The 26589-nt window shown below is 69.4% G+C and carries 24 protein-coding genes; 12 read left to right on the top strand and 12 right to left on the bottom strand.

The window, feature by feature from the left end:
* Window positions 1-13: 13 nt before the first annotated feature.
* The 5 genes from ACTRWB_RS17650 to ACTRWB_RS17670 are packed head-to-tail and all read left to right on the top strand — an operon-like array spanning window position 14 to window position 4376.
* Window positions 14-1027, top strand: a complete 1014-nt coding sequence (locus ACTRWB_RS17650) for an ATP-binding cassette domain-containing protein (RefSeq protein ID WP_048248949.1) — start codon at window positions 14-16, stop codon at window positions 1025-1027.
* The gene (locus ACTRWB_RS17655; protein WP_129518313.1) at window positions 1020-2099 is read left to right on the top strand and encodes an ABC transporter permease; all 1080 of its coding nucleotides are present in this window, start codon (window positions 1020-1022) and stop codon (window positions 2097-2099) included. The genes ACTRWB_RS17650 and ACTRWB_RS17655 overlap by 8 nt, the downstream gene beginning before the upstream one ends.
* Before the next feature lie 37 nt (window positions 2100-2136).
* On the top strand, window positions 2137-2679 hold the full coding sequence (locus ACTRWB_RS17660; protein WP_446902675.1) for a permease: 543 nt from the start codon (window positions 2137-2139) through the stop codon (window positions 2677-2679).
* Window positions 2680-2681: 2 nt separating this feature from the next.
* Window positions 2682-4091, top strand: a complete 1410-nt coding sequence (locus tag ACTRWB_RS17665) for an FAD-binding oxidoreductase (RefSeq protein ID WP_446902676.1) — start codon at window positions 2682-2684, stop codon at window positions 4089-4091.
* A gap of 30 nt (window positions 4092-4121) precedes the next feature.
* Entirely contained in the window at window positions 4122-4376 is a 255-nt protein-coding gene (locus ACTRWB_RS17670) for a hypothetical protein (protein WP_446902677.1), read from the top strand.
* Between the two features lie 58 nt (window positions 4377-4434).
* On the opposite strand, the gene ACTRWB_RS17675 is transcribed toward ACTRWB_RS17670, so the two are convergent.
* The 10 genes from ACTRWB_RS17675 to ACTRWB_RS17720 all read right to left on the bottom strand — a co-directional run bounded on the left by ACTRWB_RS17675 (window position 4435) and on the right by ACTRWB_RS17720 (window position 16324).
* On the bottom strand, window positions 4435-4890 hold the full coding sequence (locus ACTRWB_RS17675) for a helix-turn-helix domain-containing protein (protein WP_446902678.1): 456 nt from the start codon (window positions 4888-4890) through the stop codon (window positions 4435-4437).
* An 11-nt stretch (window positions 4891-4901) separates the two neighbouring features.
* Window positions 4902-6056 (bottom strand): NAD(P)/FAD-dependent oxidoreductase, encoded by a 1155-nt coding sequence (locus ACTRWB_RS17680; protein WP_446902679.1) that lies wholly within the window; start codon window positions 6054-6056, stop codon window positions 4902-4904.
* Entirely contained in the window at window positions 6053-7474 is a 1422-nt protein-coding gene (locus tag ACTRWB_RS17685; RefSeq protein WP_446902680.1) for an FAD-dependent oxidoreductase, read from the bottom strand. The genes ACTRWB_RS17680 and ACTRWB_RS17685 overlap by 4 nt, the downstream gene beginning before the upstream one ends.
* On the bottom strand, window positions 7456-7764 hold the full coding sequence (locus ACTRWB_RS17690) for a (2Fe-2S)-binding protein (RefSeq protein WP_343491760.1): 309 nt from the start codon (window positions 7762-7764) through the stop codon (window positions 7456-7458). Before ACTRWB_RS17690 ends, ACTRWB_RS17685 begins: the two co-directional genes overlap by 19 nt.
* A gap of 65 nt (window positions 7765-7829) precedes the next feature.
* On the bottom strand, window positions 7830-9107 hold the full coding sequence (locus ACTRWB_RS17695; RefSeq protein WP_446902681.1) for an NAD(P)/FAD-dependent oxidoreductase: 1278 nt from the start codon (window positions 9105-9107) through the stop codon (window positions 7830-7832).
* 168 nt (window positions 9108-9275) lie between these two features.
* Window positions 9276-10757: an aldehyde dehydrogenase family protein gene (locus ACTRWB_RS17700; RefSeq protein WP_446902682.1), complete on the bottom strand. Its 1482-nt coding sequence runs from the start codon at window positions 10755-10757 to the stop codon at window positions 9276-9278.
* Window positions 10758-10843: 86 nt separating this feature from the next.
* On the bottom strand, window positions 10844-12718 hold the full coding sequence (locus ACTRWB_RS17705; protein ID WP_446902683.1) for an ABC transporter ATP-binding protein: 1875 nt from the start codon (window positions 12716-12718) through the stop codon (window positions 10844-10846).
* On the bottom strand, window positions 12718-13674 hold the full coding sequence (locus tag ACTRWB_RS17710; protein ID WP_446902684.1) for an ABC transporter permease: 957 nt from the start codon (window positions 13672-13674) through the stop codon (window positions 12718-12720). Before ACTRWB_RS17710 ends, ACTRWB_RS17705 begins: the two co-directional genes overlap by 1 nt.
* 30 nt (window positions 13675-13704) lie before the next feature.
* Window positions 13705-14658, bottom strand: coding sequence for an ABC transporter permease (locus tag ACTRWB_RS17715; RefSeq protein WP_419690536.1), 954 nt, complete (start codon window positions 14656-14658; stop codon window positions 13705-13707).
* Window positions 14659-14737: 79 nt separating this feature from the next.
* On the bottom strand, window positions 14738-16324 hold the full coding sequence (locus ACTRWB_RS17720; protein ID WP_343492882.1) for an ABC transporter substrate-binding protein: 1587 nt from the start codon (window positions 16322-16324) through the stop codon (window positions 14738-14740).
* A 483-nt stretch (window positions 16325-16807) separates the two neighbouring features.
* Here ACTRWB_RS17720 and ACTRWB_RS17725 point away from each other — a divergent pair, with 483 nt between their 5' ends.
* Entirely contained in the window at window positions 16808-17152 is a 345-nt protein-coding gene (locus ACTRWB_RS17725; protein ID WP_446902685.1) for a cupin domain-containing protein, read from the top strand.
* Between the two features lie 50 nt (window positions 17153-17202).
* Here the strand turns inward: ACTRWB_RS17725 and ACTRWB_RS17730 are convergent, their stop codons facing one another.
* Entirely contained in the window at window positions 17203-18741 is a 1539-nt protein-coding gene (locus ACTRWB_RS17730) for a methyl-accepting chemotaxis protein (protein ID WP_446902769.1), read from the bottom strand.
* A gap of 157 nt (window positions 18742-18898) precedes the next feature.
* The gene (locus ACTRWB_RS17735) at window positions 18899-19567 is read right to left on the bottom strand and encodes a haloacid dehalogenase type II (RefSeq protein WP_343492881.1); all 669 of its coding nucleotides are present in this window, start codon (window positions 19565-19567) and stop codon (window positions 18899-18901) included.
* A 410-nt stretch (window positions 19568-19977) separates the two neighbouring features.
* Here ACTRWB_RS17735 and ACTRWB_RS17740 point away from each other — a divergent pair, with 410 nt between their 5' ends.
* The 6 genes from ACTRWB_RS17740 (at window position 19978) to ACTRWB_RS17765 (ending at window position 26484) form a co-directional block, all read left to right on the top strand.
* Window positions 19978-20838 carry a GNAT family N-acetyltransferase gene (locus ACTRWB_RS17740; RefSeq protein WP_412026169.1) on the top strand — a complete coding sequence of 287 codons (861 nt, stop codon included), beginning with the start codon at window positions 19978-19980 and terminating at the stop codon, window positions 20836-20838.
* Window positions 20839-20850: 12 nt separating this feature from the next.
* Entirely contained in the window at window positions 20851-21777 is a 927-nt protein-coding gene (locus ACTRWB_RS17745) for a 2-hydroxyacid dehydrogenase (RefSeq protein ID WP_446902686.1), read from the top strand.
* Window positions 21778-21938: 161 nt separating this feature from the next.
* Window positions 21939-23339 carry an aminotransferase class III-fold pyridoxal phosphate-dependent enzyme gene (locus tag ACTRWB_RS17750; RefSeq protein ID WP_446902687.1) on the top strand — a complete coding sequence of 467 codons (1401 nt, stop codon included), beginning with the start codon at window positions 21939-21941 and terminating at the stop codon, window positions 23337-23339.
* A gap of 86 nt (window positions 23340-23425) precedes the next feature.
* Window positions 23426-23917: an Lrp/AsnC family transcriptional regulator gene (locus ACTRWB_RS17755; RefSeq protein ID WP_048248968.1), complete on the top strand. Its 492-nt coding sequence runs from the start codon at window positions 23426-23428 to the stop codon at window positions 23915-23917.
* 70 nt (window positions 23918-23987) lie between these two features.
* Window positions 23988-25460: an NAD-dependent succinate-semialdehyde dehydrogenase gene (locus tag ACTRWB_RS17760; RefSeq protein ID WP_446902688.1), complete on the top strand. Its 1473-nt coding sequence runs from the start codon at window positions 23988-23990 to the stop codon at window positions 25458-25460.
* A 43-nt stretch (window positions 25461-25503) separates the two neighbouring features.
* A complete protein-coding gene (locus ACTRWB_RS17765; RefSeq protein WP_446902689.1) occupies window positions 25504-26484 on the top strand; it encodes a M14 family metallopeptidase in 981 nt (326 codons plus the stop codon).
* Window positions 26485-26589: the final 105 nt, after the last annotated feature.

The raw sequence follows: 26589 nt of genomic DNA on the forward strand, positions 1-26589 counted from the left end.
CAGGATCCCGACCATGAGCGTCTCGTTTCTCGCTTCCGTGCGCGCGATGTTCGGCCCGCACACCGCATTCGACCGGCCGCAGCGCACGGGCACGCAACCGCTGCCCGATGCGCATGCGCCGGGCGCGGCGCTCGGCGCACGCGCGATCGACGTCGCGGCCGGCGATTTCCGCTTCTCCGCGCGGCATGTCCGGTTCCGGCTCGGCGCGATCACCGCGATCGTCGGGCCGAACGGCTCCGGCAAGACCACGCTGCTCGAAACGCTGCTCGGCTTCCGGCGCGGCGGCAGCGACGTGCGCGTGCTCGACGTGCCGGCCGAGCGCTTCATGCGCGATACGCCGTCGCTGCGGCGGCTCGGCGCGCAATTGCAGAAGGTCGAATACCCCGACCATCTGCGCATCTCGGAGATCGTCGCGCTGCACCGCGCGATGTACGTGCATGCGGATGCCGCGATCACCGACGCACTCGGCATCGCCGAACTGCTCGACAAGCCGTGCCGCGCGCTGTCGAAGGGGCAGCGCCAGCGCGTGGACCTCTACGTCGCGCTCGCGCACCGGCCCGAACTGGCCGTGCTCGACGAACCGTTCACCGGCCTCGACCGTCGTTATGCGGGCGTCGTGATCGACCTGCTGCGCGACCGCGCGCGCGGCACCAGCGTCGCGATGATCTGCCACGCCGAAGAAGAGCTGGCCGTCGTCGACGATCTCGTGTGGGTGCGCGACGGCGGCGTGCGCTACCAGGGCGACAAGGCGACGCTGCAGGCGGAACTCGTCGGCGCAGCGCGTGCGGTCCTGCATTGCCGCGACGAAGCCGACGCGCGTGCGCTGCGCAAGCGGCTCGCGGCGCTGCCCGGCGTGACCGGCGTGCGCGTGTCGGCGGCGCACGTCGTCGAAGTGTTCGGCGATGCGACGCTGCACCCGAACGTGCACCGGATCGTCGGCGAACGGGGCATCCAGCATCTCGCGCTCGCGCCCAGCACGCCGGGCGACCTGCTGCGTCTCTGCACCGAGGGCCCTGCCCATGACTAAGGTCTTCCTGATCCTCGTTCGCAACGAACTGCTCGGTTATCTGCGCAGCCGCTCGTCGCTGTTCTGGACGCTCGTGTTCCCGGTGTTCCTGCTGAGCGTGATGCTGTTCGCGTTCGGTGGGTCCGGCTCGCTCGGCACGGCCGACATCGCGTTCGACGTGCCCGGCGGCCCGACCGCTTACAGCCGTGCATGCGAAGCGCAGATCGTCGCAAGCCTGTCGCACAGCGATACGGTCAAGGCGACCTTCGGCGGCAGCGGCGCGGCGGCCGATCGCGTCACCGTCGTGCTGGGTGCGGACGAACGCACGCCGGCGACGATCCGCTACGACTTCAACGGCTCGCTCGCGGTCAAGGCCGCATCGCGGGTCGTCGAGATCGCACTCGCGCGCTGCGACGCGCAGCGGCTCGGGCTGCCCGCCGCGCAGGCGCGCTTCGAGAACGCCGCACCGGCGCGCCGCCCGTTTGACTATGGCGCGTTCTTCGCGACCGGCATTCTCGTGATGGCGTTCATGGCGATCGGCCTCAACTCGACGACGACCGCGATCGCCGCGCTGCGCGAACGCAATACGTTCAAGCTGTACGTGTGCTTCCCGGTTTCGCGCGGCGTGTTCCTGGCCGCGCTGATCGTCGCGCGGATGGTGATGATGGCGTTGTCGGCGCTCGTGCTGCTGACGGTCGCGCGCGTCGCGTTCGGCATCGCGCTGCCGATCGCGACGCCCGACGGGCTGCGTGCGTTGCCGATCGTGCTGCTCGGCGCGGCGATGGTGCTGAGCATCGGCGTGCTGCTCGCGAGCCGGACCCGCTCGCTGGCGGCCGCCGAACTCGCGTGCAACGTCACCTACTACCCGCTGCTGTTCTTCAGCGACCTGACGATTCCGATGCACGACGCACCGGCATGGCTCAAGGCCGTGCTCGCGTTCTTGCCGACCAACCAGTTCGCCGTTGCGCTGCGCGGCGCGCTGGTCGATGGCGCGCCGTATGCGCAACTCGCGCCGCAACTGCTCGGCATGACCGCGAGCACGGCGCTGTTCCTGTTCGCCGCCGCGCGGCTGTTCCGCTGGCACGACGCATGACGCGTCGCCCGCTGTTTCGACGATGGAGAAAATCCCGATGAAATCGACCAATCCCATAACCGACTACCTTCTGCACGCCAGCAACTTCCTGCCCGCGATCGTGTTCCTGTTCTACGGCCGGCTGGGGCCCGGGCAGCCTGACGTGCGCTGGACGCACGCGTTCCTGATCGGCGGCGTGCTCGCGCTCGTGCACGGCGCGTGGCTGATCCGCCGCGCGGACCGCAACAGCATCGCGCTTGGTGTCGACCTGTTTCTCGTGATCGGCGCCGTGCTCACGATCGTGTCGCCGACGGGTAGCCGCCTGTGGGGCGAGGAACTCGGGCCGGCCGCGATGCTCGTGTGCGTGCTGGTCGTCGGTATCGTGCACACCGCGTGGTCGGACGGCGGTTTCGTCGACGGCGCGTTCGTCGACCACGCACGCGCGCGTTCGCTGTCGCTCGTGTTGCTCGCCGTCACCGCCGTCGCGCTCGCGGTATCGATCACGATGCGGCACAGCCCGCTGTGGGGCGGCGTCGTGCCGCTGCTCGCGCTGGTCGTCGTGCGCGGCCGGCTGCGCAAGCAACTGGTGCGGGCGAACTGACGATGAACGCGCTGCCCGAACGCATTGCGCAGCAGCGCGCGCTCGCCGCGACGCTCGGCGACGGCTGGCTCGAAGGCCCATCGTGCGAGCCCTACGCGACCGACGCGGCGCTGATCGGCGGCGTGGCGTTGGGCGTCGCGCGACCGGCATCGACCGCCGACACGAGCGCGCTCGCGCGCGTCGCCGTCGCGCACCGGGTCGCACTCGTCGCGCAGGGCGCACGCACCGGGCTCGTCGGCGCCGCCGTGCCCGATCGCAGCGGCACGCAGTGCGTGGTGTCGTTCGACCGGATGCGCGCCATTCGCGCGTTCGATCCGGCGAATCGCAGCATCACGGTCGAGGCCGGCGTGCGCCTGTCCGATCTCAATCGTGTGGCGGCCGAAGCCGGCCTGTGCCTGCCGATCGATCTCGGCAGCGATCCGGCGGCCGGTGGCCTCGTCGGTGCCAACGCGGGCGGCAGCCGTCTCATCAAGTACGGCGACGTGCGCCGCAACGTGCTCGGCATCGAAGTCGTGCTTGCCGACGCGGCGGGCACCGTGATCGACGCGCTCGCGCCGCTGCGCAAGCGCAACGCGGGCTTCGACGTCACGCAGTGCTTCATTGGCGCGAACGGCGCCAACGGGCTCGTGACGGCCGTATCGTTCGCGCTCGCGCCGCTGGAACGCTCGTCCTGTGCGGCGTTCGTCGCGTTCGCGTCGTACGAGGCGGCGCTCGCCGGCCTGCTCGCGTTCGAGCGTGCGTTCGGCGAGATGCTGTCGGCGTTCGAATTCATGTCGGCTGCCGCGGTCGGTTGTGTCGCCGCCGCGTTTCCGGCGTTGCGCGTCCCGTTCGCGGTCGGCGATGCCGCGTGCTACGCGCTCGTCGAGATCGCGACCGGCATGCCGGGGCTCGATGCGTTGCTCGAGGAGCGCGCCCTTGCCACGCTCGACGCGCTCGCGAACGAACGCGTGGTGCTCGACGCGGCCTGCGCGCCGGCGGAACGCTTCTGGCGGATCCGCGATGCACTGCCGGCCGCGGTCGCGCAAGGCGGCATCCCGTTGTCGTTCGACGTGTCGTTTCCGCGCGGTGCGCTTGCCGAATTCATCACCGGCGCCGAGCAGTGGATCGCGGCCGCGCATCCGTCGCTGCGCTGTCATGCGTTCGGCCATTTCGGCGACGGCGGCTGCCATCTCGTCGTGTCGATCCCGCACGCCATTGCGCAACGGTACGGACCGCTGCAACAGGTTGCGCTGCGCGGCGCGCTGTATGACCGCGTCGTGCGCGCGGGCGGGTGCTTCAGCGCGGAACATGGCGTCGGCCCGGTCAATGTCGCGTACTACCGGAAGCTTGTCCCGGCCGAACCGCGGCAGCTCGCCGCTGCCGTCCAGCACGCGATCGACCCGCTGGGTTTGATCGGGCGTGTCCGATACTGACGCGCCGTCAAGGCGCCACGGAGAATTCGCATGATGTTTCAACGCCCGTCCAGCGCAGGCACGCCCGCCGAACCGGATGCGGATCAACCGCTTTCCGGCATTCCGACGACCCTGCCCGACTCCGGCGTGGTGGTCAACGTGGATGGCATCGCGTACCTGATCAATCTGCCGCGACGCGACCATGCACGCCCGGCGCTGTGGCGCGACCTCGAACAATGGCGGGACGGCAATTCGAACCACCTCGCGCCATACCGTGTTCAGAAACCGGACACGCGGAAAGACTGATCGTTCGTACGCAGGTGCGAGATGAATCGGCGCGGGCTCGGTGTCATCGTGTCCGGGCTCACCGAAGGGCTAGCGTTTCCGTCTCGCGCGGTCCGGGACACGATCCCGACGTCGTCGAATTCGGTCGCGCCGCGTTCGGCCCGTCGACGTAATCGCGTGGCGTGCGCCCAAGCACCCGACGGAAATGGCGGCACAGATGGCTCTGGTCGAAAAAACCGACCTCGGTCGCGACGACCGACGGCGGCAGCCCCGCGCGCAGCAGATCCTGCGCACGCCGGACCCGCACGAGACACAGATAACGATGCGGCGAAACGCCCAGCTCGCTGCGGAAACGCGCGGCAAACCGCGACACGCTCAGCCCGGCGACCGTCGCGAGCGCCTCGATGCTCAACGGCTGCGCGTACGACGTCTCGATGATGCGCAGCGCACCGCCGACGGCATGCGACACGGACTGCGCGACACCGAACGGGCGGATCGACGCGGGCTCACCAGCAGAATGAAAAACGTCGGCCATGCGAGGCTCCATCAGGTCGTCGCGTGCGTCGCGTCGGCCGGCGCCGCGAAACGCGCGATCGCGAACGGATCGATCGGCGTGCTCGTCGCCCCCGTGTCGATCAGCTCCGCCATCGTGTCGCCGACGCCCGGCCCGAGCTGGAAACCGTGCCCGCAGAAACCGAACGCGTAATACAGCCCGTCGACCTTCGCGCTGCGTCCCATGATCGGCCGATCGTCCGGCATGTAGCCCTCGACGCCGCTCCATACGCGAATGATGTTCAGCCGCGTCAGCGCCGGTGCGACGCGCGCGAGCTGCGTGAACTGCAGCAGCGTGCTCTCGGGCAGCACCTTCGCGCGCCGTTCGTCGAGATAGGCCGGCGCACGCGCGCAGCCGCCGATGACGATGTTGCCGCGCTCGACCTGCCGGAAGTACACGACTTCCTCGATATGCGGCGACGAGACGCCGACGGACGGCAGGATCGAATACGGCACGGGCTCCGTCACGCACATCTGCGGCCCGTTGACCGCGATCGGCACCGGCTCGCCGAACTGCGTGCTGAGCTGGTTGCCCCACGCGCCGGCCGTCACGAGCAGATTCGGCGCGCAGAACACGCGCCCGTCTTCGCTCGTCGCGCGGAATGTATCGCCGTCCTTCTCGACGGTCGCGATCGCGGTGTTCTCCTCGATCCGCGCACCCGCGCGCGCCGCCGCGCGGCCGAACGCCGGCGCGGCGAGGCGCGGGTTCGCATGGCCGTCCAGCGCCGAATGGGACGCGCTCAGCACCTCCGGGCCGAGGAACGGAAACTTCGCGCGCATCGACGCGCCGCGATACAGGTCGAGCTTCAGCCCGACCTGCGCGGCCTCGCGCGCATAAACGTCGAACGAGTCGTCCTGCTCCTGTCGATAACACACGCGAACGTGCCCGGTCTGCAGGAATTCGGCGCTGTGCCCGATCAGTTCGGGCATTCGCCCCCAGATCTCGCGCGAGCGGTTCGCCAGCGGCAATTGCGGCAGGAACCGGCCCTGGCGTCGCACATTGCCGAAGTTGGTGCCGCTCGCCTGCTGCCCGATCAGCCCGCGTTCGAGCAGAATCACCGAGCGGCCGCGCCGGCGCAGGAAAAACGCCGCCGCGGCCCCCATGAAGCCGCCGCCCACGATCACGACATCCGCATCGGCCCGCATCATTCGTCCCCCGTCATCGTCGCGGCTTCGGCCCGCGGCGCGGGCGGCCCGCCCGCCGCACGCAGCGCGACCGGCAGCGGCTTCACGGGCGCCTGCCCGCGCAGGCGGCCGACCGCTTCGAGCGGCACGCCGGCCGCGGCGGCGATCACCTCGGCGCCCGCGTGGCCACAGTAGCGGCCCTGGCAGCGCCCCATTCCGACGCGGCTGAACGCCTTCGCGCGATTCGCTTCGCACGCGCCTTCGTCGCGGATCACGCGGCGCAGCTCGCCGACACTCACGCCCTCGCAACGGCACAGGATCGTGTCGTCGGACAGCGTCGCGGCCTGTTGCGCGGGCCACGGAAACGCCTGCGCGAGTCCCGCGCTGAAACGGCCCATCTTCGCGCGTTCGCGCTGCAGCGCGGCGACCGCGCGTGCGTCGACCGGCCGCCCGAGATCCGTCAGCACCGCGAGCGCCGCGAGGCGGCCCGCCGCTTCCGCGCCGTCCGCGCCGAGCACGCGCGCGCCGTCGCCGGCCAGATAGACGCCCGCGACCGAGCCGCGTCCCAGGTCGTCGAGCTGCGGCAGCCATTGCCGCGTGTCGCCGTCGAAGCGGAACGCGCAGCCGGCCAGGTCCGCGAGCTGCGTCTCCGCGCGCAGGTGGTAGCCCAGTGCGAGCGCGTCGCAATCGATGACCGCGGCGGTGCCGTCGGCCGTGCGAAAACTGACGCCCGACACGCCCTGCGCGGGATCGCCGTGAATCTCGAGCGGCTCGATCCCGTGCTCGATGCGCACGCCGGCGCGCTTCAGCGCACGGGTGAGCGCGATGCCCTTCACGAGCACGTCGGGCCGCGCGAGCAGTTTCGGCAGCGCGCGCAGCCGGTTCGCGGCGGGCGACGTGTCGAGCACGGCCGCGACGTTCGCGCCGGCCTGCACGTACTGGTGCGCGACGAGATACAGCAGCGGGCCCGAGCCCATGAACACGACGTTCGCGCCGATCGCGCAGGCCTGCGCCTTCAGCGCGATCTGCGACGCGCCCAGGCTGTACGTGCCCGCGTACTGCCAGCCCTTGACGGGCATCAGCCGGTCGGTTGCGCCCGGGCACAGCACCAGCGCGTCGTACGGGCGGCGCTCGGACACGCCGTCGTGCGCGGTGTAGAGCGCGCCGCCGGACACGTTCCACGCGAGCGTATCGGGCGCGTAGTCCAGCGACGCGCGCAGGCGCTCGAACGTGTCGTGCAGGTCTTGCGCACGCACGGCCTCGGTGCCGTACAGCTTTTCGTAGGGGCGCGAGAACGTGTCGGGCTGACGCCGGTAGATCTGGCCGCCGTCGCGCCGCCCTTCGTCGATCACGAGCGGCCGCACGCCGGCTGCCACCAGCGTCTGCGCGCAGCGCACGCCGGCCGGCCCGGCGCCGACGACGATTACGCGAGGCTCGACCATTGCGCCTCCGGTTGGCGGGTGACGATGTCGAGGCCCGGCTGCACGACGGTCGTGCACGCGCGCAGGCGCTCGCCGTCGGCGGTCCAGACCCAGCAGTCCTGGCACGCGCCCATCAGGCAGAAACCGGCCCGCGCCTCGGGGCCGAACTCGGACTGCCGCACGTGGCCGGTCTGCGTCAGCATCGCGACGAGCAGCGTATCGCCCTCGAGCCCGGTCACCGCGCGGCCGTCGACGCTGAATGCAACCGGACGGCGCCCGGTTTCGGCGAGACGAACGAATCGCCCTGTCATCTGCAACCCTCCTGTCGCGCGAGCGGCCCGCACACCGGCCGGCCCGCCGCGTCGCTGTTCATCATTCAGTGCAGGATGTCCTGCAGCCGGTAGTACGCGCCGACGAACGGCAGGAACCACGCGTGTCCGAAATGGCCCGGCATCGCCGGCCAGTCGAGCTCGCGCCACGGATTCGATGCGGCCGCGCCGTACAGTACGTCCGCCATCACGCGGCCCATGTGCACCGACATCTGCACGCCATGGCCGCTGTATCCCATCGAGTAATACACACCCTCGTGCTGGCCCGCGCGCGGCAGGCGGTCGGCGGTGATGTCGACGAGGCCGCCCCAACAGTAGTCGAGCCGCACGTTCGCGAGTGCCGGGAAATAACCGGCCATCCCGGCGCGCAGGATGTCGCCGCTTTTCGCATCCGAACGCGGGCTCGACATCGCGAAGCGCGCGCGGCCGCCGAACAGCAGCCGGTTGTCGGGCGTCACGCGGAAGTAGTTGCCGATCTGGCGCGACGTCACGTACGCGCGGCGATGCGGCAGCAGCCGGTTCAGTTGCGCGTCGGGCAGCGGCTCGGTCACCACGATGAAACTGCCGACCGGCGCGATGCGCCGCCGGAACCACGCGAACGGCCCGTGCTGCGATGCGCCGGTCGCGACCAGTACGTGATCGGCCACGATCGTGCCGCGCGTGCAGGTAATCGCGTGGCGCTCGCCGTCGAGCCGCTCGAGTTGCGTGACGGCCGCATGCTCGTAGATGCGTGCGCCGGCCCGCGCGGCGGCCTGCGCGAGTCCGACACCGAACTTGCCCATGTGCATCTGCGCGCCGTTGCGCTGCAACAGGCCGCCGTGGAAGCCGTCGGAGCCGACCTCGTCGCGGATCCGCGACGGTTCGATCAGTTCGATGTCCGGATCGACGTCGCGCCGCAATGCGTCGAAGGTCTTCGCGAGCCCCGCGAAATGCTGCGGCTTCGCTGCCAGCTTCAGCTTGCCGGCGCGCCGGAAATCGCAGTCGATCGCATGGTCGGCAACGATCGTCTCGACACTCTTCACCGCGCTTTCGTACGCGCGGTAGAACTGCTTCGCCTGCTCGGCGCCGATTCGGCCGGCAAGCGACGCGTAGTCCTGCGCGACGCCCGTGTTGCATTGACCGCCGTTGCGGCCGGACGCCTCCGCCGCGACCTGGGCGGCTTCGAGCACCACGACCGACACGCCGCGCTGCGCGAGCGCCAGCGCCGCCGACAATCCGGTAAAGCCGCCGCCGATCACGACCACGTCAGCACGCCCTTCGACGCGCCCTTCGCTACCGGCGCCAAAGGCGGGTCGGGTATCCAGCCAGTACGATTCGAATTTCATCGGATCCTTCGTGAGCATTCCGCGCTCGGACGATCGCCGCCCGGTGAAAACCATTTAATCATCGCCAAAAAGCGCAATTGCCGCGTATTGGCGCGCGGCGCGCGCATCAAACGCTGTTTTGCACGGCCGCGGCAGCACACCCTGCTCGGCATGCGCCGACGCCATCCGTCACGCCTCCACCGACATGTCGATCAGCACGCTCTTGAAGCGCAGGTTCGACTCGTAAGCGTAACGACCGAGATCCTTGCCGATGCCCGACTGCTTGTAGCCGCCGGTCGGGATCACGAAATCCGACGTGCGGCCATAACGGTTGATCCACACGGTGCCGGCCTCGAGGCCGCGCATCATCCGCAGCGCGCGCCCGAGATCGGCCGTATGCACGCCGGCCGCGAGCCCGTACTTGTCGTGCGCGGCGAGCGCGAGCGCCTCGTCCTCGTCGTCGAACGTCTGCACGGTCAACACCGGCCCGAAGATCTCGTCGCGCACGGCCGGCGATTGCGTCGTCACGCCGGTCAGGATCGTCGGTGCGTAAAACGCCCCGTCGCCGGCGAGCGCGATGCGCGCGCCGCCCGCGACCGCCTGCGCGCCGCCTTCGAGCGTGCGCTGCACGATCGCGTCGATCCGCTGCAGCTGCGGCTGCGACACGATCGGCGCGAGCGTCGTGCCGGCCGCCCAGGTCATGCCCGGCGTCAACTCGGCGAACGCGGCCGCAACCCGGTCGACGAGGCGCGCTTCGACCCCGCGCTGCACGAGCAGCCGCGAACCGGCGACACACACCTGCCCCGCGTTGCCGGCGATCGCGGCGGCGACGCGCCGCGCGACCGTATCGAGGTTCGGCGCATCGGCGAACACGAGCTGCGGGCTCTTGCCGCCGAGTTCGAGCGTGACGGGTTTCGTGCCGGATTGCGCGCACGCCGCCATGATCGCCGCGCCGGTCTGCGTCGAGCCGGTGAACGTCACCTTCCCGATTCGCGGATGCCGGCACAGTGCGTCGCCGGTCGTCCGGCCGTCGCCTTGCACGACGTTGAAGATGCCGGGCGGAATCCCCGCCTCGATCGCGAGTTCGGCGAGCCGCAGCGCCGAGAACGGCGTCATCTCGGACGGCTTCAGCACGACCGCGTTGCCGGCCGCGATCGCCGGCGCGATCTTCCACGACGCCATCACCAGCGGGAAATTCCACGGCGCGATCGCCGCGATCACGCCGTACGGTTCCGCGATCGTCATCCCGAGATGATCGCTGCGCGTGGCGGCGACTTCGCCGCCGATTCGGTCCGCCCACTCGCCGTAGAAACGAATGCCTTCGGCGGTGAACGGCACGTCCCAGCGCGCCGCGTCGGCGATCGGCCGGGTCGAGCCGACCGCTTCCAGCGGCGCGAGCGTCGCGACATCCGCCTCGATCAGGTCGGCCCAGCGCCGCATCGCGCGCGCCCGCTCGCGCGGCGCGCGGCGTGCCCAGTCGCTGGTCTTGAACGCGTGCCATGCGTTCTCGACCGCGTGGTCGACGAGCGTCGCGTCGGCGATCGGCAGCGTCGCGTACACGTGGCCGTCGGACGGCCTGCGGACGTCGAGCGCCGCCGCGCCGTCGATGAATGCGCCGCCGATGAAGTGCGCGCTGCGCACCGCGACGACGGCCGGATCGAAACTGTTCATCAGGAGGACTCCGGGGTGCGTCGCGCCCGGCGCCGACGGAACGGCCAGCGGCAAACGGGCGCGATGAGTGAATGGCGTGGCATGGGCTACAGACGCACCGGTTGCGACGGCACGGCGGCCGCAACGGGCGGCTCCGCCTGGAAGCGCGTCAGGTCGTCCTCGCTGCGATGGCACAGCACCTGCGCGCCGTTGTCGAGGGTGCGCAGCACGGGCGCCGTCCGGTTGCATACGCCGTCCACCCGCATCGCGCAGCGCGACAGGAACGGGCACAGCGCGGCGTTGTCCGCGCTCGCGCCGATCGGCACCAGCGGCTGGTGGCAGCGCTCGGCCGCATCGTCGAGCCAGCCCGCGCGCAGTTCCGGCGCCGACGACACGAGCAGGTGCGAGTACGGGTGATAAGGCGGCGCGCACAGCGCGTCGCGGCTGCCCGTCTCGACCCGGCGGCCCGCGTACAGCACGACGATGTCGTCGCTGATCGCGCGCACCTTGGCGATGTCGTGCGTGATGAACACGTACGACACGCCGAGCTTCGCCTGCAGTTCGCGCAGCAAGTCCATGATCGCGGCGCCGACCACGGTATCGAGCGCCGACGTCACCTCGTCGCACAGGATCAGGTCGGGCTCCGCCGCGAGGGCGCGCGCGAGGTTCACGCGCTGCTTCTGCCCGCCGGACAGCTCGCCGGTGCGCCGCCCGGCGACGGCCTGCGGCAGCCGCACGAGCTCGAGCAGTTCCGCGACACGCCGCCGGGCGCGCGCGCCCTTGATCCCGTGATAGAACGCGAGCGGTCGCGCGAGCGTACGCTCGACGGTATGCACCGGGTTGAGCGCGGTATCCGCGTTCTGGAATACGATCTGCACGCGCCGGTGCTGCTCCTTCGTGCGTTTGCCGATGTCGAGCGCGAGCGGCTCGCCGTCGAGCAGGATCTGCCCGCCCGTGGCCGGCACCAGGCCCGCGATCACCTTCGCGAGCGTGGTCTTGCCGGAGCCCGATTCGCCGATCACGCCGACGGTCTGCCCGCGCCCGATGCGCAGGTCCACTTCGTGCAGGATCACCTTGGCCGGCCAGCCTTTCGCGGTGCGGCCGCCGTAGCCGGCGATCGCGCCGCGCACGTCGAGCAGCGGCGCAGGCGCGGCGGGGGCGAGGCTCGCCGCCCGTTCGGCATCGCCCGGCGCGACCGCCGCGATCAGGCTCTGCGTGTACGGATGCACGGGCGCATGCAGGATCTGCTCGGTCGCACCCGACTCGCGGATCACGCCGTCGCTCAGCACGATGATCCGGTCGGCCATCTGCGCGACGACGGCCAGGTCGTGCGACACGTACACCGCACTCATCCCGTAGCGCCGGATCACGCTCTTGAACGCCAGCAGCACGTCGATCTGCGTGGTCACGTCGAGCGCCGTCGTCGGCTCGTCGAGGATCACCAGTTCCGGATCGGTGATCAGCGCCATCGCCGCCATCAGGCGCTGCAACTGGCCGCCCGACACCTGGTGCGGATAACGCTTGCCGATCGTCTCCGGCTCCGGCAGCGCGAGCGCGCGGAACAGCTCGACAGCCTTCGCCTGCGCGTCGCGCTTCGACAGCGTCCGGTGGATCAGCGCGCTCTCGATCACCTGGTCGAGGATCGTGCGCGACGGGTTGAACGCGGCGGCCGCGCTCTGCGCGATGTATGCGACCCGGCGGCCGCGCAGCGCGGTCAGCGCCTGCTCGGACAGCGTGCAGACGTCCGCACCGTCGAGCTTGACCGAGCCGCCGGCGATCCGGCAGCCGGCGCGCGCATGGCCCATCAGCGACAGCGCGATCGTCGTCTTGCCCGAGCCGGATTCGCCGATCAGCGCGAGCACCTCGCCGCGCCGGACGTCGAAGTCGACGCCGTCGACGATCGTCGTTTCCGTACCGCCCGGCCGGCCGCCGACCACGCGCAGCCCGCGCACCTCGACGAGCGGGTTCGATTCGTGTCGCATCAGTGTGCTCCCGCGGCGGCGGCCGCACCCTTGCGGCGGCCGCGATGCGGCAAGCCGTCGATCAACAGGTTGACGCCCACCGTCAGGATCGCGATCGCGACCGCGGGCATGATCGCGACGGCCGAGCCGTCGCCGAGGCTGGCGATGTTCTCGCGCACGAGCGAGCCGAGATCCGCGTACGGCGGCTGCACGCCGAGCCCGAGAAAGCTCAGGCCGCTCAGCAGCAGCACGACGAACGTGAAGCGCAAGCCCGTGTCGGCGAGCATCGGGTGAATCATGTTCGGCAGCATCTCGACGCACGCGATGTACAGCGCGCTCTCGCCGCGCGCCCGTGCGACCTGCACGAATTCGAGCGTGCTGATGTTGACCGCCAGCGCGCGCGCGATCCGGTACGAGCCCGGCATGTAGCTGATCGCGGCCGTCAGGATCAGCAGCGGCAGCGACGAGCCGAACGCAGCGACGATCATCAGCGCGAACATCTTCGACGGGATCGACGTGAGCGCATCGAGCACGCGGCTCATCGTCTCGTCGACCACGCGGCCCGACACCGTCGCGAGCAGCCCGAGCGTCGTGCCGGTCAGCGCGGCGAGCAGCACCGCCGCAAGCGCGAGCAGCACGGTCAGCCGCGTGCCGTACAGGATCCGGCTCAGCATGTCGCGGCCGAGGAAGTCCGAGCCGAACGGCAGCTTCGCGCTGAACGGCGCGAATACGTCGGGCGTCACGATCGTGCCGACGTCGTGCGGCGCGAGGAGCGGCGCGAACACCGCGATGAACAGCATCAGGCTCGCCATCGACAGGCCGATCCAGCCGCCGGTCGTCAATGCGGGGCGCATCGCGCGGCGCTTGCGCGGCGGCTCGGGGGAAGGCGCGGCAGGCGGCGTGTCGCCCCACGACGGGCGCGGATCGCCGGGCGGTGGCAGCGCGCTGCTGCGTTGTACGGGTTCGGTCGGGTGCATGTTCGGCATCTCGGGAGAAGGACGGGACGGTCAGGTCCGCAGTCTCGGGTTCGACACGATCGAGCACAGGTCGGCGAACAGCACGAGCGTCAGATAGGCCACGCAGAAGATCAGCGTGCACGCCTGCACGAGCGGAAAATCGCGGTTGCCGACCGCATCGACCATCAGGCTGGCGAGGCCCGGATAGTTGAAGATCGTCTCGACGACGATCACGCCGCCGAGCAGATACGACAGGCTCAGGGCGATCGCATTGGCGATCGGCCCGATCGCGTTCGGCAGCGCATGGCGCAGCACGACGCGCGCGGGGCTCGCGCCCTTGAGCACGGCCATCTCGACATACGATGCGCTCAGTTGCTCGATGACCGCGGCGCGCGTCATCCGTGCCATCTGCGCGATCACGACCGCGCACAGCGTCAGCACCGGCATCGCATACGCGCGCAGGAAATCGTGGACGCTTTCGATCGGGCCGCTGTACGACAGCGCGGAAAGCCAGTGCAGCTTCACCGCCAGCACGAGCACGGCAACCGTCGCGATCAGGAACTCCGGCGTCGCGACGAGCGACAGCGTGCCGAGGCTGATCACGCGGTCGATCACCGATTCGCGCTTGACCGCCGCGAGAATGCCGAGCACCAGCGCGATCGGCACCGATACGCAGGTCGTGATCGCCGCGAGCGTGAGCGATTTCGGCAGGCGTCCGCCGATCATGTCGGACACCGGCATGTCGCTCGACAGGGAACGGCCGAAATCGCCGTGCAGCAGGCCCGCGAGCCAGTGCACGTAGCGCACGTGGGCCGGCATGTCGAGGCCGAACTGCTGACGCAGCGCGGCTACCGTTTCCGGCGTCGCGGACTGGCCGAGCGCGGCCTGTGCGGCGTCGCCCGGCAACAGGTTCGTGATCGCGAAGATGATCACGGACACGAGCAGCAGCGTCAGCGCGGTGACCGCGATGCGGCGGCCGATCAATCCGAGCAGAATGCGGTTCATTGCACGGCACTCCGGGAAAGTGAGGCCGTTGCCGGCGCGGGCATCCGCACCGGCAACGCGACCGTGGCGGGCAGCGGCGTCAAGCGTTCCACCACACGTGCTCGGCGAACATGAAGCCCATCATCCCGCCGGTCGGGATCGAGCCGAGGCCGCCGAGCCGCTTGTCGTAGCCGTCGAGAAAGCTGATGAAGGCCGGAATGCCGATCCTGCCCTGCTGCGCGACGATCACCTGCATCTCGCCATACATCTGCTTGCGCTTCGCATCGTCGGTCTCGGAACGCGCGGCGAGCAGCAACTGATCGAACTTCGTGTTCTTCCAGCCCGACTCGTTCCACGGCGCATCCGACTTGAAGAATTGCGTGAACAGCACGTCGGCGCTCGAGCGCGGATTGATGTTGCCGAAGCCGAGCGGATGCTTCATCCAGTGGTTCGACCAGTAGCCGTCGGCCGACACGCGGTTCACCTGCAGGTTCAGTCCGATCTTCTGGCCGGCCTGCTGCAGCAGCACGGCCATCTCGATCGAGCCGTTCGCGTCCGACGTCGCGTAGATCGGCGGCAGCGCGGCACCCAGCGCACCGGCCTTCTGCAACAGGAATTTCGCCTTGTCCGGATCGTGCGGTCGTTGCGGCAGCGACGCGTTGAAGTAACGATGGCCCGGCGGAATCGGCTGATCGTTGCCGATCACCGCGTAACCACGGAACACCGCCGAGCGGATCTGCTCGCGGTCGAACAGGTACTTGATGCCTTCGACGAAATCCGGGTTGGCGGTCAGCGGGTTTTCGCTGCGCATGATCAGGTCGGTGTACAGGCCCGACTTGGTTTCCTTGAGCGCATAACCGGGCGTCGACGCGACACGCTGCGTCGAGCGCGGGTCGACCGCATTCACGAGATGCACGTCGCCCGACAGCAGCGCGTTCAGGCGCGCGGCGCTGTCGCTGATGCCGATCAGCTCGATCTCGTCGAGATACGGCATCCCCGGCTTGAAATAACTGTCGTTGCGCACGCCGACCGTCGTCACGCCCGGCTTGAACGTCTTCAGCTTGTACGGGCCGCAGCCGATGCCGGTCGTGAAGTCGGTCGTGCCGTCCTTGACGATCACGAGCTGCGGCGTCGCGAGGATCACCGGCAGGTCCGCGTTCGCGCTGGCGAGCGTCAGCGTGACTTCGTCGGGGCCGGTCGCCTTCGCGTCGGTGAACTGGTCGGCGATCGTCTTGACCTTCGATGCCGTGGCCGCATTCTTGTGGCGCAGCAGCGAGAACACGACGTCGGCCGGGCCGACCGTCTTGCCGTCGTGGAACGTGACGCCCTTGCGCAGCTTGATGACCCAGGTCTTCGCGTCGGACGTGCGCAGCGACTCGGCCAGGTTCATCTGCGGCGTCAGGCTGGCATCCAGCTGCGTGAGGCCGCTGTAGAACATGAAGAAGCGGATGTAGTCGGCGCCCGTCGAGCCCTTGGCCGGGTCGAGCGTATCGGCCGTCGAGCTGGATTCGTTCGCCACGCGGATCTTGCCGCCGCGCTTCGGCGCGGGCGCGGCGAACGCCGGGTGCGCGCCCATCAGCAGCCCGCCGGCCCCGGTGGCCATCATGCCGCCCGCCGCCATGATCCGCATCATGTCGCGGCGCGTGAAGCCGCGGTGATCTCCGCCGTTGTCGATATCGTCGCTCATCCGAACTGCTCCTGACTGTGGAAAGTGGGTCCTGGGGTCCAGCGTGGTTCGAGATTCCCGCCGCGCCCGCCTGCTGGTGGCGAGCACGACGTCGTACGCATTGAGTTCATTTAAGCACCGCCAAAATGCGGGTTGTCGCGATTCGGGGCGCCTGCACGACACGATTCGACCGTTTTGGGCCGTCCGCGCAGCATGATCCGCTGCGCGTTCGCGTGGGCTGCCGCCGCTTCCCGATCGACTCGCGACACATGCGTGACACAGGGAATCGTAAAGCGGCGGCCGCCGCAGATTGCACCGACAAAATTGCCCGTTCGGCATCCGAAACGCGTTCGACGGCCTCAAACCGCATGTTGTGCGTCGATGGCGCGCGCGGGTCGAAACGAGCGAAACGTCCTAGTCGCCGGCCTCGCGCGCGTGCGACAGTGAACCGCCCTCGCAGCCGCTGCGCGGGGGCAATTCCTCCAACCGCAAGGACACCCACGCATGAAAGTTCAGAAGATTGCCCGCTCCGTCGACACCGACTTGCCCGAAGACTGGGGCACGGCCGGATTGCCCGGCACCGAGCCCGCCCGCGTGTCGGGCCGCCAGGTCGTGATCCCCGGCAGCGAGGCGTTCGACACCGGCGTGTTCGAATGCACGCCGGGCACTTATCGACGCGGCGTGAAGGAAGCGGAGGTGATGCATTTCCTCGCGGGCGCCGGCACGTTTGCGCCGGATGGCGAGGAAGCGATCGCGTTCGGCGCGGGCGACACGCTGTTCTTCGCCGCGAACACCGAAGGGCTGTGGGACGTGCGCGAGACGATGCGCAAGGTGTATGTGATTTTCTGACGCGGGTGCATCCGCACCCGCGGGCGTTCCCGAGACGGCGGGCCGGCCGCTCAGTTGGCCAGCCGGAACACCGCGACCGCGGACCTCAAGCGTGCCGCCTGTTCATCCAGCGACGACGCGGCAGCGGCAGCCTGCTCCACGAGCGCGGCGTTCTGCTGCGTGACTTCATCCATTTGCGTCACCGCCTTGCCGACCTGTTCGATGCCGGTACTTTGCTCGGCGGAGGCCGTGGAGATCTCGCCCATGATGTCGGCCACGCGGTCGATCGACCGGACGATCTCCGTCATGCGCGCGCCCGCCGCCTCGACGAGCCGACTGCCGCTGCCGACCTTCTCGGCCGACACCTCGATCAGCCCCTTGATGTCCTTCGCCGCCGCGGCGCTGCGCTGGGCCAGCGAGCGGACCTCCGCGGCCACGACAGCGAACCCGCGCCCTTCCTCGCCGGCTCGCGCCGCTTCGACGGCTGCGTTGAGCGCAAGAATGTTCGTCTGGAACGCGATGCTTTCGATCACGGCGGTAATGTCGGCGATCCGCACCGACTCGTCCGAAATCTGCCGCATCGTTTCGACGACTTCCTGCACGGCGGCACCGCCGAGTTGGGTCGCCTCCTTGGCCGTGGTGACGAGCACATTGGCCTGACGCGCATGCTCGGCGTTCTGTCTGACCGTCGACGTGATCTGTTCCATGCTCGCGGCCGTTTCCTGCAGCGACGCGGCCTGTTCCTCCGTGCGCTGCGACAGGTCCAGGTTGCCTTGCGCGATCTCGCCGGTGCCGACGGCGATCGAGTGGGTCGTGGTCTGGATTTCGGCGATCGTCTCGGTCAGCCGCGCCTTCATTTCGCCGAGCGCCGCGAGCAGGCTGCCCGGCGCGGCCTTTGCCGCATCGAACTCGACATCCAGTTCGCCGGCGGCGATGCGCGCCGCGATATGCGCCGCGTGCGCCGGCTCGCCGCCCAGCGTGCGCCTGACGCTGCGCAGCACGCCCCATGCGATGGCCGCCAGCGTCGCGGCGATCACGAGCGCGAGCGCGCCCAGCACCATCGCGAGCCGGGTGAACGCCGCGTTGATATCGTCGTAAAAGAATCCCGTGCCGATCCACCAGTCCCAGTCCGGAATGGCGACCACGCCCTGGAGTTTCGGCTCCGGCTCCGCGTCGGGGCTGCGCTTGACCAGCACGTCGACGAGCGCGAAATGCGCCTGCGCCATGCCGGCGCGGTAAGCCTCGCTATCGGTCAGGCCAGCGGTCGTGCGGTTGCCCTTGGCCCGGGTGCCGATGAACTTCGCGTTCGGATGAACCAGGTTGACGCCGTCGGCCGTCGTGACCCAGTAGTAGCTTTTCGTATCCGCGTTGAGTGCCGACAGCGCGGCCTTTGCCTGCTGCTGCGCCTGATCCGCCGTGAGCGTGCCGCTCGCCTGCAACGCGCGGTACGAATTGACCAGATGTTCGGCCTTCGTCAACAGAATGACGATCTCTTCGCGACGGCTGTCGATCAGCGCGCCGCGCAGCGTGTGCAGCGACATGGCCGCAAGCAACGTGACACCGAGCAGCGCGGCGGCGACGAGCATCAGCAGTTTCGTGGACAACTTCATGCGGGAGCCTCGATATATTAACCATTCGGTACATATATCGGCGCTGGCGGCTCCAGCTTGAACGGCACCGCATCGGTAATTACCCTCGATCCGTGCGCTGATCGCACGCACACGGCGGCGCGCCGCACGACAGGTGCGCGCGCAGCCGGCGTGCCGCTTACAGGCCCAGTTGCGTCGCGAGATCGCCGATGTCGGACACCTCGTGGTAGTTGTAGAACGGCGTGCCCGGCTCGTGGCCGCGATTGACGAACGCCTTGTGCCTGATCCCGAGATCCTCGGCCGTCATCAGGTCGTAGCGCAGGCTCGACGACACGTGCAGCACGTCCTGCGGTTCGCAGCCGAGCTTGCCGAACATGTACTCGAACCCCTGCATGCGCGGCTTGTACGACTGCGCCTGCTGCGCGGTGAACACCGCGTGGAACGGCGCGCCGAGCTTGTCGACGTTGCTCATGATCTGGTCGTCCGATGCGTTCGACAGGATCACCAGCTTGTACTTCTTCGCGAGCCGCGACAGGCCGGCCGGCACGTCCGGATGCGGGCCCCAGGTCGGGACCGCGAGATAGAAGCGTTCGGCTTCGGCTTCGTCGAACTTCACGCCGAGCTTGCTGCAGGTACGCCGGATCGCATTGACGACGACGTCGCGGTACGGCTTCCACGCGCCGAGCACCTCGTCGAGGCGATAGCCGGCAAACACGCGCACGAACTCCTCGAGCGCGGCCGGCGACAGGCGGTCGGCGTAAATCTCGCGCGCCATGTCGCCCATCCGGAAGCGGGTCAGCGTGCCATAGCAGTCGAACGTGATGAATTTCGGTTCAAATTGGATCATGGTGACGTCCTGTCGGTGTGAAGCCCCGGCAGGGCCGGGGACGGGCTGGGTTGAATGCAATTGAATCAAGGCAATAAATCCTTCGCGCATCGTTCGGCGCCGCGCGAAACGCACGATCACCGCGTATTGCCGGGGCTGCACGGCACGATCTGCGGCCTGCTCCCGGCGGGCGACGGGCGCCAAACGCGCTGCGCTGCCTGCTTGAATCGTACTGGCGTTCGCGCAGCAGAAGCTGCCGGAATGACCGCCCGCGCCGGCACGCAGCACGCGTTGCGTCGCGCCGTTCGAACCGGTTTGCATCGATTTCGCGCGACCGGCCGCGATCGCCGAAAAACAGGCGAATCGTCCTATCCGCACCGTGGCGCCGCTGGCAGAGTGGATGCGTCATTCCTACCGATCCGGAGTCCGGCGTGGCCGACCTCAACCTTTCCCGCCCGCTTATCTATCGTCCGTTCGCCGAAAGCGACCTTCCCGCCGCGCATCGGCTGTCGGAAGCATTCAACTGGCCGCATCGGGTCGACGACTGGCGTTTCGTGCTGCAACTCGGCAGCGGCTTCGTCGCCGAAGACGAGACCGGCGTCGTCGGCACCGCGCTCGGCTGGCGCTTCGGCGAATCGCACGCGTCGCTCGGCATGGTCATCGTGTCGCCCGAACGCCAGGGCCGCGGCATCGGCCGCGAACTGCTCGCGCGGATCGTCGACAGCTTCGGCACGCGGACCATCTTCCTGCATGCGACGCCGGCGGGCGAACCGTTGTACGTGAAATTCGGCTTCGACGTGATCGACACGATCGATCAGCACCAGGGCGCCGCGTTCCAGCCGCCGCTGATCTCGCTGCCGCCCGGCGAACGACTGCGGCCGATCGGCGCGAACGACGGCCCGCGACTCGCCGCGCTCGCGTCGCGGGCGGCCGGTTATCCGCGAGACGGCGTGATCGACGCACTGCTCGGTATCGCCAACGGCATCGCGATCGATCGCGACGGCGAGTTGCTCGGCTTCGCGCTGTTCCGCCGGTTCGGCCGCGGCCACGCGATCGGACCGGTCATCGCACCGGACACGCTTCGCGCGCAGGCGCTCATCAGCCACTGGCTCGCGCTGCACGAGGGCATGTTCGTGCGGCTCGACGTGCCGGGCGACAGCGGCCTGTCCGACTGGTTGCAGGGGCTCGGGTTGCCGCGGGTCGACACGGTCGTCGCGATGGTGCGCGGCGCGGCGCCCGCGCGCGATCCGGCGCTGCGCGCGTTCGCGATCGTCAACCAGGCGCTCGGCTGAGCGATACGTCCGATGAGCTTCGTCTACAAGGCCGATCCGGTGCGCGGCGCGCAATGGGCACGCCGTTTCGCCGAGCAGGCCCCCGATCTCGCGTTCCGGATATGGCCCGACATCGGCGATCCGGACGCGGTCCGCTACCTCGCCGCCTGGCAACCGCCCGACGATCCGGTCGCGCTGCTGCCGAATCTCGAGATCGTGTTCTCCGTCGGCGCCGGCATCGACCAGTTCGACCTGTCGCGCGTGCCGGCGCACATCCCGGTCGTGCGGATGATCGAACCCGGCATCGTCGACGGCATGGTCGAGTATGTGACGCAGGCCGTCCTGACAATCCACCGCGACCTGTTCGACTATGCGGCGCAGCAACGTGCCGGGGTGTGGCACGAGCGGCCGGTGCGCGCGGCCGCATCGCGGCGTATCGGCGTGCTCGGGCTCGGCACGCTGGGGCAGGCCGTGCTCGACATGCTGCGGCGCTTCGGCTTCCCGTGCGCCGGCTGGAGCCGCACGCCGCGCACGCTCGACGGCGTCGAGTGCCATGCGGGCGATGCGGCGCTGGACGCGTTTCTCGCCCGCACCGACATCCTGATCTGCCTGCTGCCGCTGACGGACGGCACGCGCGGGCTGCTCGGCGCGCGCGTGTTCGACGCGCTGCCGGCCGGCGCATCGCTCGTGCAGGTCGGTCGCGGCCCGCAGCTCGACGCGGCCGCGCTGCTCGCGGCGCTCGACAGCGGCCGGCTCGACAGTGCGATCCTCGACGTCACGGACCCCGAACCGTTGCCGGCCGGTCATCCGTTCTGGACGCATCCGCGCGTGCGGATCACGCCGCACATCGCGAGCGCGACGCGGCCCGACACCGCGGTCGACGCCGTACTGGCAAACCTCGCGCGGCATCGCGCGGGGCAGCCGATGATCGGCGTCGTCGACCGCACGCGCGGCTACTGAGCGTTCGCGCGCGCCGGCGCGCGGGCGCAGCAGAAAATGCCGAAGCGCGCCGTGCAAACGCCGCACCCGTACGTTTCACGCGGCAAATTGACGGCACGCGCGCATTTCTCGCTCGGTAGCATGACTCCATCGCTGACACCCGACGAGAGACCCGCCCTGCCATGACCTACTCCGCGCTGATCGAAGCCGATCGTCAACACCTGATCCATCCGGTCGTCAATTACCGCGAGCACGAGGCGCGCGGCGTCACCGTGCTCGATTCCGCCGACGGCGTCTTCCTGCGCGACGCAAACGGCCATACGCTGCTCGATGCGTTCTCCGGCCTGTGGTGCGTGAACGTGGGCTACGGCCGCGACAGCATCGTCAAGGCGGCAGCCGACCAGATGGCGAAGCTGCCCTACGCGACCGGCTATTTCCACTTCGGGTCGCAGCCCGCGATCGAGCTTGCCGAGCAGCTCGCGGCGCTCGCGCCCGCGTCGCTCAACCGCGTGTACTTCACGCTCGGCGGCTCGGACGCGATCGATTCCGCGGTGCGCTTCATCACGCACTATTTCAACGCGACCGGCCGCCCGACGAAGAAACACATGATCGCGCTCGAGCGCGGCTATCACGGCTCGTCGTCGATCGGCGCCGGGCTCACCGCGTTGCCCGCGTTCCATCGCCATTTCGACCTGCCGCGCGCCGACCAGCACCACCTGCCGTCGCCGTACCCTTACCGGCACCCGCTCGGCGACGATCCGCAGGCGCTGATCGCCGCATCCGTCGCCGCCCTCGAAGCGAAGGTCGCGGCACTCGGCGCGGACAACGTCGCCGCATTCTTCTGCGAGCCGGTACAAGGCTCGGGCGGCGTGATCGTGCCGCCCGCGGGCTGGCTGAAGGCGATGCGCGACGCGTGCCGGCGTCTCGGCATCCTGTTCGTGGCCGACGAGGTCATCACCGGCTTCGGCCGCACGGGCCCGCTGTTCGCGTGCGAGACCGAAGGCGTCGAACCCGACCTGATGACCGTCGCCAAGGGGCTGACGGCCGGTTATGCGCCGATGGGCGCGGTGCTGATGTCCGACGAAATCTACGAAGGGATCGCCGGCAGTCGCGCCGATTCAGCGGTGGTCGGGCACGGTCAGACGTATTCCGCGCATCCGGTCAGCGCCGCGATCGGTCTCGAGGTGCTGAAGCTCTACCACGACGGCGGGCTGCTCGCGAACGGCCAGGCGATGGCGCCGCGTTTCGCGGCCGGCCTTGCCGCGCTGCGCGACCACCCGCTGGTTGGCGATGCACGTTCGGCGGGCCTGCTCGGCGCGCTCGAACTGGTGGCCGACAAGGCGCGCAAGACACGCTTCGACCCGGCGCTGAACGTGCCCGACCGGATCACGGCGGCCGCCTACGCGAACGGCATCGTGTTCCGCGCGTTCGGCGACGGCGTACTCGGTTTCGCGCCGGCGCTGAGCTTTACCGCCGGCGAGTTCGACCTGATGTTCGAGCGCGTCCGCCAGACGCTCGACGACGTGCTGACCGACCCGGGCGTGCGGCACGCGCTCGACGCCGCCCACGCGCAGCCCGCCTGAATCGGGCGAGGGAAAGACGGGCTTGTGGCGGCTACCGTTCGACTCTAAAGTAACTGGACATTCCATTTCTGCCTTCTCACGCGAACATGACGGACAGCAAGCTAGACCGGATCGACCTGCGCATTCTTTCCCAGCTGCAGAAGCGCGGGCGCATGACCAACGTCGAACTGGCCGATGCAGTCGGACTGTCGCCGAGCCCGTGCCTGATCCGCGTCAAGCGGCTCGAGAAAGCCGGCTACATCGCCGGGTACGGCGCGCATATCCAGATCGAGAAGCTCGGTGACGTGCAGGTGGTGTTTACCGAGGTCACGCTGGCCGACCACCGGCGCGAGGACTTCGACCGGTTCGTCGCGGCGATCCGCAATGTCGACGAGATCGTCGAATGCCATCTCGCGAGCGGCGGTTACGACTATCTGCTCAAGTTCGTCACGCGCAGCGTGAGCCACTACCAGACGATCGTCGAAGGACTGCTCGAGCAGAACATCGGCATCGAGAAGTATTTCAGCTACGTGATCATCAAGTCGCCGTTCGTCAAGCGGCACTATCCGCTCGAGTCGCTGTTCGGCGAACGACACTGACGCGCGGCGTGCGGCCGCCCCGGGCGCAGCCGCACGCCGACTTCGAGCCGCCTTCATCCAAGGACCCGACATGTCACTTACCCTCACCCGCACCGAACTCGTTCGCAGTGCGAATCTGATCGACGGCGCGTGGTGCGACGCGCTCGACGGCCGACGCTTCGCGGTCACCGATCCGGCGACGCTCGAGCGCGTGGCCGACGCGCCCGACAGCGACGCGGCCGACGCACGTGCCGCGACCGACGCGGCCGTGCGCGCGCTGCCCGCGTGGCGCGCGACGCCGGCCCGCGAACGCGCGGCGATCCTGCGCGCCTGGCATGCGGTGATCGTCGCGCACACCGAGGATCTCGCGAAGCTGATGTCGCGCGAACAGGGCAAGCCGCTCGCCGAAGCGCGCGGCGAAGTCGCGTATGGCGCGTCGTACGTGCTGTGGTTTTCCGAGGAGGCGACCCGCGCGTACGGCGACCTGATTCCGCAACAGCAGCGCGGCAAGCAGCTGCGTGCCGTCAAGGAGCCGATCGGCGTCGTGGCCGCGATCACGCCGTGGAATTTCCCGCTCGCGATGATCGCGCGCAAGATCGCGCCCGCGCTGGCGGCCGGCTGCACGGTCGTCGCGAAGCCGGCCGAAGACACGCCGCTCACGGCGCTCGCGCTGGCGTTCCTCGCGCAGGAAGCCGGCGTGCCGCGCGGCGTGCTGAACGTGATCGCCGCATCGCGCGCGCACGGCATCGACGCGGTGGCCGACTGGCTCGCCGACGGCCGCGTACGCAAGATCACGTTTACGGGATCGACGCCCGTCGGCAAGCTGCTCGCACGGGAATCGGCCGCGACGCTCAAGAAGCTGTCGCTCGAACTCGGCGGCAACGCGCCGTTCATCGTGTTCGACGATGCCGAACTCGACGCCGCCGTCGACGGCCTGATGGCCGCCAAGTTCCGGAACGGCGGCCAGACCTGCGTGTCGCCGAATCGCCTGTACGTGCAGGCCCGCATCTACGAAGCGTTCGCCGCAAAGCTCGCCGCGCGGGTCAGCGCACTGAAAGTCGCACCGGCGACCGACCCGGCCGCGCAGATCGGCCCGATGATCAACGCACGCGCGGTCGACAAGATCGCGCGCCATGTCGACGATGCGCTCGAGCGCGGCGCCCGCGTGCTGACCGGCGGCAGGCGCCTGCCCGAACTGGGGCCGAACTATTACGCGCCGACCGTGCTGGCCGATGCGGCCCCCGGCATGCAGCTCGGTTGCGAGGAGACGTTCGGGCCGGTCGCCGCGCTGTTTCCGTTCGATACCGAGGACGAGGCCATCAGCGCCGCAAACGACACGCCGTTCGGGCTCGCCGCGTATTTCTACACGCAGGACGTCCGGCGGATCGCGCGCGTGTCGGCGCGGCTCGAAACGGGCATCGTCGGGATCAACGAGGGCGCGCTCGCGAGCGAAGCCGCACCGTTCGGCGGCGTGAAGGAATCGGGCTACGGCCGCGAAGGTTCGCGTCATGGCCTCGACGACTACCTGTCGATCAAGTACCTGTGCCAGGGCGGGCTCGACTGAACGCGCGCCCCTTTCTTACGTTTTCGTTACCCGGTATGCCGCCATGAACGCTTTCACCCCCTACCCGATCGAAGTTTCGTTTCCCGACCTGGCGCCGCACCGCGCGGGCAATACCGGCGTCGACCATGTCTATCGCTTCGCGTCCAGCGTGGCCGGCCCGAACGTGATGGTCAACGCGCTCACGCATGGCAACGAAGTCTGCGGCGCGATCGTCGTCGACACGCTGCTGGCGCTCGGCCTGCGGCCGCGTCGCGGCACGCTCACGCTGTCGTTCGCGAACGTCGCGGCCTACGCACGCTTCGATCCCGCGCAGCCGGACGCGGCGCGCTTCGTCGACCAGGATTTCAACCGCGTGTGGACGCCCGCCGTGCTCGACGATCTGTCGGTCCGCTCGGTAGAGCTCGATCGCGCCCGCGCGCTGCGCCCGTTCGTCGACGCGGCCGACTGGCTGCTCGACCTGCATTCGATGCATGAGCGCAGTGCGCCGCTGATCGTCGCGGGGCCGCTCGACAAGGGTGTCGCGCTCTCGCGCCGCGTCGGCGCGCCGGCCACCGTGATCCGCGACGAAGGCCACCCGGAAGGCACCCGGATGCGCGATTACGCCGCATTCGGCGAGCCGGACAGCCCGAAATGCGCAATGCTGGTGGAATGCGGGCAGCACTGGGAAGCGCGCGCGGTGGACGTCGCGCGCGACGCCACGGCGCGTTTTCTGGTGGCGTCCGGCGTGGTCGAGCACGACGACCTGCCCGCGGACTGGTTCCTGCCGCTGCCCGACACGATGCGCGTCGTGCAAGTGACGGAGCCCGTGGTCGCGACGAGCGGTGCGTTTCGTTTCGCGGGCGACTATACCGGGCTCGAACATTTCCCGGACGCGGGCACCGTGATCGGCTGGTCGAACGATGTTCCGGTCGTGACGCCCTATCCCGACTGCGTGCTCGTGATGCCGTCGCTGCGGCAATTGCGGCCCGGCGTCACCGTCGTCCGGCTCGGACGGCTCGTCGACGAATCCGGCGCGCGCGGCTGACGGTTCAGCTTCGATGGAACCGGCGCGCCGGCCGCACACGTTGGCGGCCGGCGCGCGTCGATTCGCTTCGCATCCGGACCTCGATTTCCCCGCGTACCTGCCGTT

Source organism: Burkholderia sp. YIM B11467, assembly GCF_052952715.1.